Origin of the sequence: Brevibacillus borstelensis, from assembly GCF_036700025.1 — a bacterium.
In the GTDB taxonomy this organism is placed as follows: Bacteria; Bacillota; Bacilli; order Brevibacillales; family Brevibacillaceae; genus Brevibacillus; species Brevibacillus borstelensis.
Genome location: NZ_CP144922.1, coordinates 2,139,457 through 2,155,672, shown reverse-complemented (window position 1 = coordinate 2,155,672; position 16,216 = coordinate 2,139,457). Strand labels below are relative to the sequence as shown.

17 protein-coding genes and 4 pseudogenes are annotated in these 16,216 nt (G+C 46.2%); 7 read left to right on the top strand and 14 right to left on the bottom strand.

What is annotated here, in order from left to right; translation table 11 throughout:
* Positions 1-120: 120 nt before the first annotated feature.
* From V5G20_RS27115 to istA (V5G20_RS09965), 3 genes are read right to left on the bottom strand one after another with little or no spacing between them, the layout of a single operon-like run.
* Positions 121-348 carry a hypothetical protein gene (locus V5G20_RS27115; protein WP_422388001.1) on the bottom strand — a complete coding sequence of 76 codons (228 nt, stop codon included), beginning with the start codon at positions 346-348 and terminating at the stop codon, positions 121-123.
* A 28-nt stretch (positions 349-376) separates the two neighbouring features.
* Complete coding sequence (gene istB / locus V5G20_RS09970) at positions 377-1,180, bottom strand: IS21-like element helper ATPase IstB (protein WP_024982952.1); 804 nt, start codon at positions 1,178-1,180, stop codon at positions 377-379.
* Positions 1,177-2,400, bottom strand: a complete 1,224-nt coding sequence (gene istA / locus V5G20_RS09965) for an IS21 family transposase (protein ID WP_338463378.1) — start codon at positions 2,398-2,400, stop codon at positions 1,177-1,179. The genes istB (V5G20_RS09970) and istA (V5G20_RS09965) overlap by 4 nt, the downstream gene beginning before the upstream one ends.
* A gap of 263 nt (positions 2,401-2,663) precedes the next feature.
* Here istA (V5G20_RS09965) and istA (V5G20_RS09960) point away from each other — a divergent pair.
* Positions 2,664-3,452: pseudogene (istA, locus tag V5G20_RS09960) on the top strand (IS21 family transposase); the annotation flags it as partial.
* A gap of 129 nt (positions 3,453-3,581) precedes the next feature.
* Here the strand turns inward: istA (V5G20_RS09960) and V5G20_RS09955 are convergent.
* The 3 genes from V5G20_RS09955 to istA (V5G20_RS09945) are packed head-to-tail and all read right to left on the bottom strand — an operon-like array spanning position 3,582 to position 6,923.
* Positions 3,582-4,808 carry an IS256 family transposase gene (locus tag V5G20_RS09955; RefSeq protein ID WP_338463377.1) on the bottom strand — a complete coding sequence of 409 codons (1,227 nt, stop codon included), beginning with the start codon at positions 4,806-4,808 and terminating at the stop codon, positions 3,582-3,584.
* A gap of 37 nt (positions 4,809-4,845) precedes the next feature.
* Positions 4,846-5,685 carry an IS21-like element helper ATPase IstB gene (gene istB, locus V5G20_RS09950; RefSeq protein ID WP_338463376.1) on the bottom strand — a complete coding sequence of 280 codons (840 nt, stop codon included), beginning with the start codon at positions 5,683-5,685 and terminating at the stop codon, positions 4,846-4,848.
* Positions 5,682-6,923 carry an IS21 family transposase gene (gene istA, locus V5G20_RS09945; protein WP_024985197.1) on the bottom strand — a complete coding sequence of 414 codons (1,242 nt, stop codon included), beginning with the start codon at positions 6,921-6,923 and terminating at the stop codon, positions 5,682-5,684. Before istA (V5G20_RS09945) ends, istB (V5G20_RS09950) begins: the two co-directional genes overlap by 4 nt.
* A gap of 125 nt (positions 6,924-7,048) precedes the next feature.
* Here istA (V5G20_RS09945) and V5G20_RS09940 point away from each other — a divergent pair, with 125 nt between their 5' ends.
* The gene (locus tag V5G20_RS09940) at positions 7,049-8,494 is read left to right on the top strand and encodes an IS1182 family transposase (RefSeq protein ID WP_024985259.1); all 1,446 of its coding nucleotides are present in this window, start codon (positions 7,049-7,051) and stop codon (positions 8,492-8,494) included.
* Positions 8,495-9,109: 615 nt separating this feature from the next.
* Here the strand turns inward: V5G20_RS09940 and V5G20_RS09935 are convergent.
* The 4 genes from V5G20_RS09935 to V5G20_RS09920 are packed head-to-tail and all read right to left on the bottom strand — an operon-like array spanning position 9,110 to position 10,181.
* A complete protein-coding gene (locus V5G20_RS09935) occupies positions 9,110-9,451 on the bottom strand; it encodes a YolD-like family protein (protein ID WP_221843642.1) in 342 nt (113 codons plus the stop codon).
* Complete coding sequence (locus V5G20_RS09930; protein ID WP_221843643.1) at positions 9,436-9,678, bottom strand: hypothetical protein; 243 nt, start codon at positions 9,676-9,678, stop codon at positions 9,436-9,438. Before V5G20_RS09930 ends, V5G20_RS09935 begins: the two co-directional genes overlap by 16 nt.
* On the bottom strand, positions 9,668-9,883 hold the full coding sequence (locus V5G20_RS09925) for a WYL domain-containing protein (RefSeq protein ID WP_221843644.1): 216 nt from the start codon (positions 9,881-9,883) through the stop codon (positions 9,668-9,670). Before V5G20_RS09925 ends, V5G20_RS09930 begins: the two co-directional genes overlap by 11 nt.
* 13 nt (positions 9,884-9,896) lie before the next feature.
* The gene (locus tag V5G20_RS09920; RefSeq protein WP_221843645.1) at positions 9,897-10,181 is read right to left on the bottom strand and encodes a YolD-like family protein; all 285 of its coding nucleotides are present in this window, start codon (positions 10,179-10,181) and stop codon (positions 9,897-9,899) included.
* 187 nt (positions 10,182-10,368) lie between these two features.
* On the opposite strand from V5G20_RS09920, the gene V5G20_RS09915 reads away from it, so the two are divergent.
* On the top strand, positions 10,369-10,911 hold the full coding sequence (locus tag V5G20_RS09915) for a DUF4231 domain-containing protein (protein WP_338463375.1): 543 nt from the start codon (positions 10,369-10,371) through the stop codon (positions 10,909-10,911).
* Here V5G20_RS09915 and V5G20_RS09910 read toward each other — a convergent pair.
* Positions 10,901-11,104, bottom strand: coding sequence for a PGDYG domain-containing protein (locus V5G20_RS09910; RefSeq protein WP_221843793.1), 204 nt, complete (start codon positions 11,102-11,104; stop codon positions 10,901-10,903). The genes V5G20_RS09915 and V5G20_RS09910 overlap by 11 nt on opposite strands.
* Positions 11,105-11,157: 53 nt before the next feature.
* Between V5G20_RS09910 and V5G20_RS09905 the strand changes: the two genes are divergently transcribed.
* Together V5G20_RS09905 and V5G20_RS09900 are read left to right on the top strand one after the other, a co-directional pair.
* Complete coding sequence (locus tag V5G20_RS09905; RefSeq protein ID WP_221843794.1) at positions 11,158-11,577, top strand: TIR domain-containing protein; 420 nt, start codon at positions 11,158-11,160, stop codon at positions 11,575-11,577.
* A gap of 340 nt (positions 11,578-11,917) precedes the next feature.
* A pseudogene (locus V5G20_RS09900) lies at positions 11,918-12,830 on the top strand (transposase); the annotation flags it as partial.
* Positions 12,831-12,848: 18 nt separating this feature from the next.
* On the opposite strand, the pseudogene V5G20_RS27110 reads toward V5G20_RS09900, so the two are convergent.
* From V5G20_RS27110 to V5G20_RS09890, 3 genes and pseudogenes are all read right to left on the bottom strand, one after another.
* Positions 12,849-12,980: pseudogene (locus tag V5G20_RS27110) on the bottom strand (IS256 family transposase); the annotation flags it as partial.
* A gap of 170 nt (positions 12,981-13,150) precedes the next feature.
* Positions 13,151-13,878 (bottom strand): annotated as a pseudogene (gene istB, locus V5G20_RS09895) (IS21-like element helper ATPase IstB).
* A gap of 11 nt (positions 13,879-13,889) precedes the next feature.
* Positions 13,890-14,837 carry a Mu transposase domain-containing protein gene (locus V5G20_RS09890; protein ID WP_338463374.1) on the bottom strand — a complete coding sequence of 316 codons (948 nt, stop codon included), beginning with the start codon at positions 14,835-14,837 and terminating at the stop codon, positions 13,890-13,892.
* A gap of 66 nt (positions 14,838-14,903) precedes the next feature.
* Here V5G20_RS09890 and V5G20_RS09885 point away from each other — a divergent pair, with 66 nt between their 5' ends.
* Both V5G20_RS09885 and V5G20_RS09880 read left to right on the top strand, forming a co-directional pair.
* Positions 14,904-15,236: a transposase gene (locus V5G20_RS09885; protein WP_025848869.1), complete on the top strand. Its 333-nt coding sequence runs from the start codon at positions 14,904-14,906 to the stop codon at positions 15,234-15,236.
* Entirely contained in the window at positions 15,227-16,156 is a 930-nt protein-coding gene (locus V5G20_RS09880; RefSeq protein WP_283858068.1) for an IS3 family transposase, read from the top strand. Before V5G20_RS09885 ends, V5G20_RS09880 begins: the two co-directional genes overlap by 10 nt.
* The last annotated feature ends 60 nt before the right edge of the window (positions 16,157-16,216 follow it).

Below are 16,216 nucleotides of genomic sequence, written 5' to 3'. Positions count from 1 at the left end.
CTTTGATGAGGTCTTTCACGGGCTTGTCCCGGTCCGCTTGTTGCCGTTTCAAGTATGCATAGTATCCACTTCTTGAGACTCCAAACAGCTTGCAAAGTTCACTAGTCGTATACTCACCAGCTACTTGCTTGATCGCCTCATACTTATGGGCTGCACCTCCCGCATCCAGATTTTCAAACACTTTTTTAGCATCGAGTTCTCTCGTTTTAGCTTTTTAACATATCGATCTTGATCAACATATTCTTCACGTCTACCTCGTTGATCCATCAACCCAAATTCGCCTAACTGTTTATATTTTTTCATCCATACTTTAAGCCGGTGGCGGTCCGGAATCCCCAGATGCTCCATGATTCGACGGTATGTGTCAACGCCGGAATTAATTTGACCCACGAGCGCCGGTATAATTTTGACCCACCTGTGCGCCTGGTGTCGAATAGATTCCGGTTTTTAGTTTTTCTTTGAGCCGATAGCTGTTCCCCCGGATGTTCACGACGTGGGAGTGATGCAATAAGCGGTCGAGAACAGCTGTAGCAAGAACGGGATCGCCCATGAGTTCGCCCCATTCGCCAAAGCTCTTGTTGCTAGTCAGAATCATGCTTCCTTTCTCGTAGCGTGCACAAACCAACTGAAAAAACAGGTTTGCAGCGAGCGGATCGAGGGGGAGGTAGCCCACCTCGTCCACGATGAGGATGCGTGGCCTGAGATATACCCTCATTCGTTTGTCCAGGCGATTCTCTTCATAAGCTTTTCGTAAATCGCCCACGAGCTGCGCGAGAGAGACGAAATACACAGGCAATCCTTGTCCAATGGCCTCCATAGCGATAGCAACGGCTAAATGCGTTTTCCCCACGCCGGGAGGCCCGAGAAACAACACGTTTTCTTGCCTCCCAACGAACGTCAGCGCAGCCAGTTCACGAATCAGTCGTTCATCAATCCCCGGTTGAAACGAGAAGTCGAATTCGTTGAGCGTACGCCGATAAGGGAGGTGAGACAGCTTCATGCGGACCTCTACATTTCGGCGCTGGCGATCCTGAATCTCAGCGTCCAGTAGATCATTGAGGAAAGAGAGATACGTGCTTTGGCTCCGGCTGGCAGCTTCCAGCTTGGCATCAAGCGATTGGGCGGCTTGACCCAAACCAAGTTCCTCCAGACGCTGGCGGGCTTGTTCGAGCTCAATCATGCGCCCACCTCCACAAGACGTTCATACACGTCCAACGGACGCACTTCCACGTCTTGTACAGGAATCTGAACGCCTTGCGGCTTTGGATAAGCATATCCCTGAGCTGTACTCAAATTCGTGTATTGGTCCTCACACATCACTAGCCTTCGGGATTGGTACTGCTTCTCGTGCCGGGCGATGAGCTGCTTCTCGCAGTATATTTCGACGAATCTGTTTACCTCTCGTACCTTTACTTCACGTCCGCTATACCGCCATGGAACGCCATAACGAACGCCGTCGTAGCTCACAAATCCGTCACGGCTTACTTTCCTCGGTTCAAACCGGTACTTTGCCCATCGTTCCGGAGACGGAAGCATACCGAGCTTCTCTTGTGCCAAGCTATCGATCGGTCTTTCCCCAGTTGTACCGTGGATACGACGGTTTTGCTCATCGCACCAGTGTCTGGCTTGGCGATTTAGGTCACCAAGATCGGTGAATGATCGCCCTGGCATGAAGTTCTGCTCGATGAACTGAACGCTTCTCTCGACCTTTCCTTTCGTTTGGGGACGTCGTACGCGGCAAACTTTGGGGATCAAGCCGATAGCCGCAGCAAAATCTTCAAACAACGGATGCCATCTCGGCTTTCGATCATCGCCCATGCCAAGAATAACGGTCTTCATTTGGTCGGTTAGCATGGTCTTTGGAACACCGCCGAAGTATTCCAAACCGTTCATCAAGCAACGTAAGAAACTGTGGATGTCACAGCGCTTTGTAAATTCGATGTACATCGCTCGGGAGTAACCCAACACCATCGTAAAAACGGGGATTTTACGCACTTCACCGTTTAAATCGATGTACTCGCAAATCTTCCAGTCCACTTGGGCTTGGTGTCTGGCTTTTGTCTCATAGCGTTGCACCGCAGGTGCCTGTTTTGGAGGTCGACGGGGCTTCACATAGTCCTTGATGATCGTAATGCCCCCCGTGTAACCTCGCTCTTTCAAGAGACGCAGCAGCACTTCACAATTGAAAATTCCCTTTTCGAGGTATAGATCCAGCAAGGCTTTGAACGGATCGAGTTTTGAGACTCTCTTCTTACGCGGACGAGGTTCCGGAATTCCTTCTGCGCGGAGGTATTTTCGTATGGTATTACGGGAATGACCCGTTTCCCTTGTGATTTCGCGGATACTCTTGCCGCTCACTTGAAGTTCGTGTAATCTGATCACAGTCCCACTCCTTAGCATATGTCTCCCCTCTGAAGCTACTTTGGTCGGTAATTTCAGAGAGAGGTATTCTACAGGGGTGGGTCATTTTCATTCCGGCGAACCTGGGTCAATTTTAACCCGGCGGTGACAGTGTTTATGGCAGACTAAAAATGTAGGTTATGGCAGTTAATTTATGCAGACCCGTAGGGGCTGCATAAATTAAAAAACCACTTGCCAACACCCCCTTATCAAAATACACTCCTGTTGGGCATTACAGACGACGGGAGGTATAAAGTTAGGAGATGTTAGCAGTGGCAGAAATTAATTATATCAGGCATGAGGCAAACAAAAAAGGGCGAGCTTATAGCAAGATTGCCAAACAAATGAATCGTGATTCAAGGACGGTTCAGAAGTATGCAGAAATGGATGATTTCAATCTACAAGAAAAGCCCAAGCAAATTCGAAAAGCTAGAGTCATGGAGCCCGTTAAACCTATTCTTGATCAATGGATCAAAGAGGACTTGAACAAGAAAAAGAAGTTCCGAAGAACAGCACAACGCTTGTTCACGCAATTAGTGGAGGAATACCAATTTACAGGATCATCTCGCTCTGTCAGACAATATGTTTCCCAACGTAAGCACCAGTTAGCGGAGACAAGTGATGCTGCGGCATTGCCATTGGAAACGAGACCTGGATCAGCTCAAGTTGATTTTGGAGAAGCACCATTCAAATATCAGGGAGAAAGTGTTACCTTGCCATTCCTCGTTCTCTCGTTTCCTTATAGCAACACGTTCTACTTTCAAGTTTTCCAGTCTCAGAATCGAGAATGCTTTCTGGAGGGATTAAAGCGTATCTTTCACTATATAGGTGGAGTTCCAAAGGTCATTCGATTTGATAATTTATCACCAGCGGTGAAAAAGATCATGCCAAATGGTCAGCGTGAACTGACGGAGGAATTTCAAAACTTCGTTTTTCATTATGACTTTGAATACGAGTTTTGCAATCCCGGTAGTGGCAATGAAAAAGGGCACGTAGAGGCGATGGTCAAGTACGTTCGCAACAACTTCCTGCTTCCTGAGTTGTGTCAATATCGATTTAATTTTCCCCAAAACTATCGGTTGAAAATTCCCCATTTTTGTCGCTACTGGTTGTTTACTTCAGCAGGCTCCGGTGATCAAGTCCATCTTTGTGTGTAAATTCCCCTCGATTAGAGAAATAACTTAGCCAATGCGCGTCACTTTAGACACCGCTTTTGTTGCCTGAGTTTCTCGCCATTCCAAATACTCTGCCATATCGAGATACTTTTTGCCACTTGCCCATTTTTCGTCTATCTCTATAAGCAAAGCTCCGATCAGGCGAATAACCGATTCACGGTTAGGAAAAATGCGAATGACACGTTCTCGTCGGCGAATTTCTTCGTTGAGTCGCTCCATGCCATTTGTTGTCCGAAGACGTTTACGGTACTTTTCGGGGAGCAGAAGAACGGCTGTGGCATCATCAAAACCATTCTCCAAAACCGAAATTGCCTTTGTAGCTTTGGCCTCATACGTTTCCACCGTTTGTTGCAACAATAACCGTGCCGTCTCTAGATCAGGAGCATCCAAAATCGCACGAACACGGGGATACAATTCCTCCTGCAGTTGCTTGGGCGTGGCAACGAGGATATTTCGCATAAAATGAGTCTGACACCGTTGCCACGTCACCCCTTGAAAATGGGTTCGAATGGCTCGTACGAGCCCGCCATGTTGATCGGACACAATGAGTTCTACGCCGCGCAAGCCTCGATCTTTCAGCCAGCTAAAAAACTCACTCCAACTGGCCTCTGATTCACTATCTCCAAGCATCAGTCCAAGGACTTCTCGGTAGCCTTCTGTGTTGACCCCGTAGGCCAACATTACGCCACGAGAGCGTACACGCCTCTCTTCACGAACCTTTAAAACGAGGGCATCTACAATGAGAAATGGATAGAAGCTCTCTCGTAAATTTCGGTTGTTCCAAGCCGTTACAATCGGATCCAGGCGTTTACACAGATCGGAAACAGTTGACTTAGAGAACTCGGTTCCACACAGTTCCTCCGTGATTTGCGAAACTTTTCGAGTTGATACCCCATTCACCACCATTTCCATGAGGGCTAAAACCAAGGCTTGTTCACTTCGCTGATAGCGAGCAAACATTTCTGTCGAGAACTTTCCATTTCGAATCCGTGGCACCCGAAGGGTGATCGTTCCCACCCGCGTTGTCAGTTGATGGGGATATGTACCGTTCCGATAACCTTGGCGTTCATCTGTACGTTCGTACGGTTCCGCAGACAGTTGTTCCGTAGCTTGGGCCTGCAACACCTGATTCAATACCGATTCCAACAGTTTGGCCACCCCCGAATCCTTCGAATTTCCGAGAAAAAGTTGCTGCAAAAGTTGCGAATCTACAGTAATCTGATATTGAGCCATAACAAAAACTCCTCTCCAGGAATGGTGTCCGCAAACTTCATTCTAACCGAGGGTTTTTGAAATGGCTCTCTTCATTTTTTAAAAGAGATTCCGTTTTTACACAATTATACGGACTCAACTGCTCCGGTCGAAAGAAACCTGCTTTTTTCTTTTCCTTAATGCGATAACTTTCCCCTTTGATATTGATCGTACTGGAATGGTGAAGCAGTCGGTCCAAAATCGCAGTGGCCAAAATGGTATCTCCGAAAATCTCTCCCCAGGCTCCGTACGATTTGTTTGAAGTCAAGATCAATGAACCTTTTTCATATCGTTCAGATACAATCTGAAAAAAGAAGTGAGCAGCAGTTTCGTCCATTTTGCGGTAACCAATTTCATCGATGATCAACAAGTCTGGTTTGGTGAGCGCCCGCATTTTTTGGGCAATCGTGCGATTGCCATGGGCCGTCTGAAGCGACTGTACCAGATCGTGGGCAGTGATAAAATAAACCGTATAGCGTTGCTTGATTGCTTCCAAACCAAGCGCTACGGCCAAATGAGTTTTACCGACACCGGGTGGCCCCAAGAAGATGAGGTTTTCCTGATGCTCAATAAAACCTAGAGTCGCCAAATCACGGATACGTCTTTCATCAATGGAAGGTTGGAAAGAGAAATCAAATTCGTCTAGTGTTTTTTTGAACGGAAGCCGTGCTAATCGAGTTCTTGTATGCAAAAATCGTTCGTATTTAGCCGCTAATTCCTCCTGCAGAAGCTTGTCCAAAAACTCCAAATACGATATGTTGTGTTTGGATGCTTCTTCGGCGTGATCGTGGAGGATCTCGGGGATGCGTATCCATCCAAAATGACGGGACGCTTCCAACAGGCGTTCTTGCAAGATCATTGCAGCGTCACCTCTTCTTCCGCCAGTTCTTCATACGCCGTAAGAGAGCGTTCCAACACTTCGGGTGTTGAATTCGCCATATAACGAGGTGTAGGTTGGGGAACCGGTTTGCTCGTAGATGTGCGAATTCCTTCGAAGTGTTTTTTTATGCTTACGGTCTGATGACGCCCCCACTGTTTGGAGTGTTCAGCGATTAGATGGCCATTGCAATAAAATCGCAAGACTCCATTTTTCTCATCTTGAATTTCTACTACTCGACCGATGTGCTCCCATGGAACAGAGTAACGATTGGCTTCAAAAGAAACATAAGCATCACTCATCACCTTCCGGTAATGCCGGTCCACAACAGCAAAAGGCACGTGGTTCAAAGGTTGGAGGTCTTCTACTTTCCATCGTTCATTCGGCATTTGATGGGTGGTTCCGTGAAGGCGACAATTTGCAACGGTGTCCAGCCAATAGCGTACTTGTTGATTGAGATCTTGTAGCCCGGTAAAAGTGCCGATGCGAGGCCAAAAGTTCTTTCTGAGATAACCCACCCCATTCTCCACTTTTCCCTTCGTTCGAGCCCGATAGGGCTTGCAGCTCAGCAGCTTGCACCCATAGTGGCTGGCAAAGCGGGCGAAACGCTCGTTCCAGATTACCCTACCATTGTCATCTCGACCAGAAACAACTGTTTTCATGTTGTCGTACAAACAACTTTGAGGGACACCCCCAAAGTACTGCCAAGCCCGAAGATGACATCCGATGAGAGTTTCCAGCTTTTCGTCCTCGGTAAATTCTACATACATCATGCGTGAATAACCCAGCACCATGACGAAAGCGTAAAGACGCTTTTGTTTTCCGTTGACATTTGCTCGAAAATGTCCCCAGTCTACTTGCGCTTGTTGTCCAGGTTTCGTTTCGTATCGTACGGTTACTTTTGAACGAAAGTGGGGACGCAGCGGCTTCATGAAGTCTCGTAAGATGGTGTCCTTTCCGGTATAGCCACGGGCTTTTATTTCTTCGAAGATGATGCGGGCATTTTGACAGCCCTCCGCCATACGAGTACAGATGAAATCCTTAAAAGGATCCAACTTGCTGGGACGTGGTTTGCGAGTAGGAAAGCTCTCTGGCGTATCTTTCAGGAGCCATTTTCGAACCGTTTTTCGATCCCGTCCCATCTCTTCAGCAATTTGGGTAATACTCATACCTTTCAGACGCATTTCTTTGATCACAAAAAACTCCCCATTTTTCACCATATTTACTCTCCTCCCGGAGAGTATCAGCCTGTAGACAAAGTTCCGTAAGGAACAGGGTCTGCAGGCTTTTTTGTTGAATATAGAACATGTTACGTTTTCAAAAGTTATTTTTTAGAGGTGGCATTATGCTTAATAAGCAAGAGGCCGAAGGGCGTTATCAGATATCTGCATTCTCGCTAGATGAGTTGGTGCCAGAAGATCATCTCGTAAGAAAAATTGAAAATGCAATCGACTTTTCGTTCATCTATGACTTGGTGGAAAGCCTCTACTGTCATGACAATGGCAGACCCAGTGTTGACCCTGTAGTCTTAGTTAAAATTGCTTTCATCCAATATATTTTTGGAATTCGTTCCATGCGACAAACGATTAAAGAGATCGAAACCAATGTTGCCTATCGGTGGTTTATTGGCTATGATTTCAGTCAGCCCATTCCCCATTTCACGACCCTAGGCAAGAACTATGTTCGCCGTTTTCGGGATACTCAACTCTTCGAGTCGATCTTCCTTCGAATATTGGAGGAGGCGGTTCATCATGGATTCGTGAAGCCTGATGTGCTTTTCATTGATGCTACGCATGTAAAAGCCAGTGCGAATAAGCATAAATACGTGAAAGAAATCGTTGAAGAACAAGCGAAGAAATATCAAGAGCTGCTGGACGAAGAAATCAATCAGGATCGTATTGCACATGGAAAGAAGCCCCTTGAAAAAAAGACAGAAACTTCGAAGAAGGAGGTGAAAGTCAGCACAACTGACCCGGATTGCGGATTGTTTGTAAAAGGGGAAAAGGAACGTGTATTTGCTTATAGTTTTCATACAGCATGTGATCGAAATGGATTTGTGCTTGGTGCCAAGGTAACGCCAGGCAATGTGCATGACAGTCAGGTTTTTGAGGATGTTTTGAATCAAGTGCGAAAGACGTTTGCACAGCCTCAAGCTGTGGCAGTGGACTCGGGATACAAGACGCCTTACATCAGTAAAACACTCCTTGATGACCAGATTCGCCCCGTTATGCCCTACACAAGACCACGCACCAAAGAAGGTTTTTTTAAAAAGCACGAATATGTGTATGATGAATATTTCGACTGCTACATCTGCCCGAACGAGCAAATCTTAACATATGAGACAACAAACAAGGATGGGTACCGTATCTATCGATCAAATTCTCAAGTTTGCCGAAGTTGTCCGTTCTTGAAACAATGCACGGAAAGTAAAGACTACACAAAGAGAGTGAGTCGCCACATCTGGGCTGATTACCTCGAAGAGGTAGACCACCTCCGGCATACCGAGGAAAACAAACAAATCTATAGCAAACGGAAAGAAACGATTGAACGTGTATTCGCTGATATGAAGGAAAAGCATGGCATGCGTTGGACGACCTTACGAGGACTGGAGAAGGTCACGATGCAGGCGATGCTTGTTTTCGCTGCCATGAACTTGAAAAAAATGGCGACCTGGCTATGGAAATCAGGTCGCCAAAAGGTGAACGATCAAAACACCTTCGGTATTTTCATCAAATTATTAAACAAACTCCCTCTGCTGTTCGTTCAGCGAGGGAGTTTGTCTGCAACCTGACCCTTGATTTCTCAAGGGTTTCAGCGTCCTATGTATGGTGATCCGGACTGGGTTCGAACCAGCGACCCCCACCCTGTCAAAGGGAAACAACGCTTTGGCTGCAACCTGTTATAGTCTGATGAAAGCTTATTTTATTAGGCTTTTGAGCGATACCCTTCGGTTTTGTTAGGAACCGTTATGATGATTGGGGACGAATTTCGTCCCCAATTCGTCCCCAAGTGTCCGTCGGATTTCTTACAGATATTGAAAGCAAAGACCCGTCTCCGATTAATGCAGAGACGGGTCTACAGCTTCTTATTTGTTGAGCCACTCCATATACGAAATCATCTGTCCGGGATCAAGCCTTGATTCTTTGGTGTAAATTTTATCTGGGGGCCCTATCTGAGATGTCAAAAATACGAGTAAGTTGTCGAACTGTTGGTAATCACCGTTTCCAACCGAGATTTTCATATTTTTCGGTTGTAAGTAACAACGTACGTGGTCCCAGTACTCTCATCTACAAATTGTGCTATCGCTTCTGGTTTTTTAAAAACAACAAAAATAGCTCCAATGATCCTACTTCTTACATCCATTGAATCAAATGAGGTAAGTACATTTGACACGTTGCTCTCCCCTTTATGGAATTACGTCAATGATTGCTTCCATCTGAATCCACCGGCTCTCCTCATCGTTCACCAGTTTAACCCGCCGGCTGTTTTGATCCATCCACTTGATCACGCCCCACATGCTGAAGATTTTGCCCAAGTCCTCTTTGACTGGCTGCCACCAGGTGATGGTGATTGCATAGTCCTCGCGGGCCGAGTCTCTGATGAGGTAATGAAATGACTCAAGCTCGTCTTGCTCGAGTTCCGGCATCTTTACCAGCTTCATATCCTCCCTGTGCTGCAGATACAGCTCGCGCTGCTCTGGCAGCACAAATCGGGATGCTGCAAACATATTGTCTATTTTGCTCGCCATGGATGATGGACTCCCCTTTCCCAGGCTTCCAGCAGCACAATTTTGTCTGGCTGCATTCGGTCCCACTCGATATATTCTTCCCGCTTCAGGACTTCCAGTACCTCCATGATTCCGCCGCGAGAACGTCCCGTTTTAATGCACAGCTCATCTATGGTAGGTGTACGACTCCTCCCGGCAGAATAGTTGCCGATGATACGCAGGACCTTCCTTTCGATATCAGACAGCATGTCGGGTCACCACCGGGGCGACTGCGAGGATGTTGGCGATTGTAAAGACGCGGTTCGCCCGTCGAGCGAAGCAGTACGCTTTGACCCGGTCATCGGTCATTGCGTGCAGTCGCAAGGTTCGCTTGCTCGTCTGGCCGCGACGATCTATGTAGATAATCTCCACTAGCTGGCCAGCATTGAGGTATCGTTGTAGTTCACGATGCATACTCATCCCCCGTTCAATTCGTTGATACACGGACAATCTTTGCAACGTCGATCCAGACACTACCGTGTATGTTCTCCAGTCGAATGCGGCGATTGGATGTGTCAATTTTCTGCACAACGCCGCATACTTCCCGAATCTCCCCAAGCTTCTCTTTGACCTTCACTGGATGCCACCAGCGCACGGTGACGGTTTTACCCTCTTTCTGACTCTCCGTGATCATGTAGCCATACTCCATCAGTTCGTCTTCGTCGACATCAGGACGTTTCACCAGTGTGGTTTCGTCAATAAGCAAAGCCATGACGGCACCTCCAAACAAGAACATTTGTTTGTATTTTACAAGAACATTTGTTCTTGTTTCAAGACAAAAAACTTGTGAATTGGGATAAAATTTTCACATCGAAAAGAAAGTCCTTTGTGAACAGGGTGTCATTTCCCTACCAAAGATATTCCATATATCGCCAAAAAAGGGCTTATGGTGTAAAATTATGTCGGAGGATGGTCATGAGAATGCTCTTAAGACCTATTACAAAGGAGGGATATATATAAGCGAAACTGTACAAAAGGGGCAGATTGAAGAGTATGTTTCGATGCCAGTGCATGACTACATCAAAACAAGGCTTGATGACCAAATAACTTGGTATGACAACAAAAGCATATCCGCTCAACGGAAATATAAACGTCTCCAAGGAGCCGAAATTGTCTTGGCTGCTATGATCCCATTTCTCAGTGGATATGCTGACAAGCACTGGTCCATTCCTTTTGCGATTTCCTTAATGGGAACACTTGTTGTGATTATCGCCGCACTCACTAGGCTAGGCAAATACCATGAAAACTGGATCGAGTATCGATCTATTTGTGAGTTGCTTAAGCACGAAAAATATTTATACCTGACTGGTACAAGCCCATATGAAGAAAGAAACTTTCAGCTCCTGGTTCAAAGAGTCGAAAGTTTCATTTCTTCCGAAAATTTTAACTGGTCGCAACTTGCTACCTCTACCGATGAGAAGAAAAAGCATATCAATCGTTAACTTTCTCATAAGTTTGCTCAAAGATTTCAGGTTTGCAAGGATACTGCTCACCCGCAACTCCAGTAATGACCCAGTCTCCCGGTTCAGCCTTCATTAAGCCTTCCAGAGTTTGAATGGTCACTGCCGTAGTGGTTTGATAGGCTTCTATTGTTACTGGCTTTTTGCGGTACTTACCTGCATTTAATTTTCCCATATACCATCCCTCCAATATGAAAAAAACTTTAAAAGTAAGGAGAGTGATGCACGATGGCAAAAACATACAACATTTTCATTAGTCACGCATGGAAGTATTCCGAGCACTATAATAAAGTGGTTCAGTGGCTTAATGAAGCCCAGTCAGAAGGTACCTTCAATTGGAAAAATTATTCTGTCCCCGAACATGATCCAGCTATCGACCCGAATACCGAAGTTGGTAAAGCACAACTGAAAGCAGCCTTAGACTCTCAAATTAAACCTGCGTCGATTGTTATTATTCTTGCTGGCATGTATGTTGCCCACAGTTATTGGATTGACTTTGAAATTGACACAGCTAAATCGTATGAAAAATACATTATTGGCGTCAAACCATGGGGTCAAGAACGTATTCCCACAAAAGTTTCTGATAATGCAGACATTATGGTTGGCTGGAACAAAAGCTCGATTGTAAATGCAGTTGCTGCAAGGTAATAATTTGAATGAGGTGTTTGAAAATGGTATTTAATCCTCCAAATCCAAAACCAGGTCCAGGGCCGATTCCAGGACCTAAGCAACCAAGTTATCCACCAAGTCCAATGCCGCCATCTCGACCGATGCCTCCAATCAAACCTCCAAGATAACTCATCTCAAATTGATTATAACTCCGCCGCCAATTTCTTACCAGCGACAGGCGGCGGATGACTTTCTCTCCCTTTAATTCAACACTACAGTTTTATTTGTCTGCACCCACTTTACCGACAGCCCCGAGGATAGCCGCCAACTCTCGATCCGGTGAGTATGCGAATCCGAACACGATTTGTTATATTAGGGTTTGCTGAACGAAGCGCGTGAAAAACTGGAGGATATCATCGACACGTTGCATGCTCCGTTGATCGGTCATGCCCGCAAACCACGGACATATCGGAAGATAGCACGAAAACAGTTCCTGGCCGTGGCCAAACAGCATCGGGCAAGCGGCAAGGTCATTCGTCGAGCGATCGGCAAGCAACTTCAGTATGTTGCACGTAACCTTCGAATCATCCATGACCTGGCCTCGCAGCAGTCATTGTAGATTCTGAGCCGGAAACAGTATCGCGACTTGCTTGTGATTCAAGAACTGTATCGGCAGCAACGCATCATGTTCGAGCGAAGGTCGCACCAGATTGAAGATCGAATCGTGAGCATCAGTCAACCACACGTTCGCCCGATCGTACGCGGCAAAGCGAAAGCCCGTGTGGAGTTTGGTGCCAAGGTATCTGTCAGCATGGTACACGGCTATGCTATTTTGGAACGCCAATCGTGGGATAACTTCATACGAGGGCGTAACGCTGATCGAAGTGCTTGAAGCGTACAAGAGGCACTTCGGCTTTTACCCGAAGGCGGTACTGGCCGAGCAGATTTATCGCAGGCGGGAGAACCGGGCTTTTTGCCAAACACATGGCATTCGTTTGAGCGGTCCGGCGCTTGGCCGTCCGGTACAAGGCGAAGAAGCGACGGAACAACGGCGAGTCGCAAGACAAGATGCACGCCAACGCAACGCCATTGAAGGCAAATTTGGTGAGGGTAAGCGCACGTATGGGCTTGGCCGTATTCGAGCATGCCTTGCGAAGACAAGCGAAACCGTCATCGCGCTGCAACTCCTGGTGATGAACCTCGAGCGCAGGCTGCGGGATCTTTTTGTTTCGTTGATGAAACAACTGTTCACGGTAAAATTCCCAAGCTTCCGGGTAATTTGTGCCCTTTGAGAGTCGTTCAGCACACCCTAATTCTGCTTCTAACATCTCCTGGATGGTGTCTGCGAACAGCTCTTTTATAGCTGATTGTACATCCTCCATCGACTTCATGTTCTTTTCTTTAATCCACTGCCTGAGTTGCTCTTTCGGTATGAGGGTCATAAAAACATCCCAACCTTTCTAATCAAATTGTAAATTAGTAGGTTGAGAGTTTACACTAAATATTTTATAGACTGTGAATGTCAACCAAAATGTTGACCACAGTGCTCATCAAAAAATTGACCACCATGGCAAAAATCAATCCACCCGTCGGGTGGGTAACTTTTTCATGATCACGATCTTTGAATGCTCTGTTTAAAGCGATAACTGTCCCCATTCATTGCAAAGATGTGGGCACGATGGGTAAGCCGATCAACCAGGGCTGACGTCATTTGCTCATCTTTGAAAATCTGTGTCCATTCCGTAAATTCCAGATTACTGGTAATGATCATGCTTCCTTTCTCATAGCGGGCCGCACAAAATTGGAATAATAACTCCGCCCCGGTCCGACTGAGAGGGACAAACCCGACTTCATCCAAAATAATCAAATCTGTTTTCAACCATTGCCTCTCTAGCTGGAGAATTCGCTTTTGGGACTGAGCTTCCATAAGCTCATTGCATATTTTAGCGGCAGTCCAAAACTGGACGGAATAGCCATGATGGCAAGCTTCCTTCCCGAGTGCAATGGAGAGATGAGTTTTGCCAGTGCAGAGTTTCCGATAAACATGATGTTCTCTGTCTTTTCGATGTACTCACAGCGAGCCAGTTGAAGCAATTTGGGCTTGTTGAGAGACGGAATGGCTGAGAATTCAAATTGATCGATCGTTTTCATAGAAGGGAATTTGGCATGCTTGATGCGACTGGCGATTTGGTTAGCATCCCTTTGCTGAACTTCTTGCTCTAGTAGGGCTAAGAGGAACTCCTCGTAGGGAATTTGCCGTTCAGCAGCATCATGGGCAATTTCCTTATAGACACGTTTAATCGCAGGTAAGCGAAGGCGTTTCGCATAGGTTTCAAGCAAGAAACTCGTACTCAATGAACCACACTCCTTTTCTGTAACAAACGATTGTACTGGCTAAGATCTGGGGCCTTTACCTGAATACGTGGAACAGAGCTATCCTCCACCAACGAGAGTTGGGGTAGACGGTGTTCCGGCAATGTTCGCTGAAACAATAATTGCCTTACGGCATCATATTGGAACATCCCTTTTTGGCAGGCCTCCTCCAGTGCTTCTTCGACAAGAGAAGTATCGAATTCACGGTGCAAAAGCAAGAGTCGAACGAACTCCTTCATCCCTCCTGGTCGGTTGCGGCACTTGTCCAAGAACTTTTGGTAAATGGCGGGTAATCCTGCCTGATGCAATGGTCTAGCATAAAGAACTGCTCCTGGACGAATAAGAAGTAAATCCAGATAATGATCGTATTGCAAAATCTCCTTTCCCTTTTCCAAACACCGCTCATGCGTCGCAATCAGGCTTTTTCCGTGATACACCTCAACTTTTTCAGCAAACACTCGGCAAGTAAGCTGGGTCGATGCATAGGAAACGGGGACGGAATAGGCATTTTTCTCAATGTGGATCATGGATAGCGTATTGCTTTTCACGGGTACAACACGGAAACAATCCAATGGCCGTGGAGGCAATGGAAGCATGATAGGCAACTCTTGAGCAAATGCTTCTCCAACCGTTAGTGAAGACCTTGGAACGGTTGTATTCTCGTAAGAGATACATTTTTCGAGGAGGAATTGATTTAGCTCCTCCAGAGACGAAACACTGGGTACAGGGGCAAAAAATTGCCTCTGAGCAAATTGTACGAGGTTTTCCACCTGGCCTTTTTGATGCCCTTTTCCCGGATCGCAGAAGTAGCTTTCAAACAGGTAGTGGGCACGTAGCTGAACAAATCGCTCTTGCTCCTCGCGATTTTTACCCTCCAATACCTTCTTAACGGCTGTTGTCAGGTTGTCGTATCTTTTAAGCCCCAAAATTGGATTTGAGTCATACCCCCTTATCTTGTTAAGCTGATATCAGAAGAACAGGGGGATATTTTTATGCAACGGAGACGCTATTCAATCGAGTTCAAACAACAATTGATCCAGGAAGCCCACGAAGTAGGAAACGCTAGCCAAGTAGCCAGACGGCATGGGATAGACCCTAAAATGCTGTATCGATGGATACGTGACTCCAAACACGCAGATTGGCAGAATACGTCTTCCGAAGCTAAAGCTGTAACAAGCTATACACCAAGTCCAGGAGAGTTTCGGGAACTGGAAACGGAGAATGATAAACTGAAGAAATTACTGGGAGAAAAGGACTTGGAAATCGCGATCCTTCGTGATCTTGTAAAAAAGGTGAACCCAGCTTATCGGACAAAATGGAAATAGCCGACAAGTGGATACAGCTGGGGTACACAGCCAAACTAGTGCTACGTATTGTCGGCATCCTGGAAGCAACCTACTATTACCGAAAAAACAAAGCCTCCCAAAAACCTCGCGTTTATCACGGAGGAAGACCTATACCCGGTTATTCGTTGTCAAAAGACGGACAACCTGTCAGTGACGAACAAATCAAAGAATGGCTATCCGAGTTGATTGCCGATGAAGAATCTGCTTATGGATATCGAAAGCTTACCGTCTGCCTACGGCGAGACCACCAACTGGTCATCAACAAGAAAAAGGTTTACCGCTTGCTGAAAGAAGAAGAACTCCTGCAACCACAACGACAAAAGAAAAGGAAACATCCTCGAAAGTTGGCAAACAACCGAGAGATTACCGCTCCGAATCAATTGTGGGAGATAGACGTAAAATACGGATTTATCGTAGGAGAACAGCGTTTCTTTTTCCTGATGAGTCTCATTGATGTCTATGATCGAGCGATCGTGGACTACCATTTCGGACTGACCTGCGAAGGAAAACATGCTGCTCAGATTCTCCAACGTGCTTTGTGGAAACGGCAGCAATTCAATTGTGATGATCGCCCTGTTATCCGTACGGATAACGGTCCACAGTTTATTAGCCATGCCTTTGAAGAAGCCTGTCAGCATTTCCAAACGGTGCATGAGCGAATTCCTCCAAAGACACCCAATAAAAACGCTCACATTGAGTCATTTCACAGTGTTTTGGAGAAAGAATGTTTGCAGCGGAATGAATTTCAGAGCTATCAAGAAGCCTATGAAATCGTGACAAACTATCTGCTCTTTTATAATCAGCGACGGATTCATGGAAGCTTGTACGATTTATCACCTGTAGAATTTGGTAAAGCCTTTGCCTTGCAACTCATTACACCATTTGTTGTGAAAGTGTAGTATGGCAAAGGATTGCAGAATGATCCCTACTTCAACCTAGCTGACAAGCAGGAAGGAAAA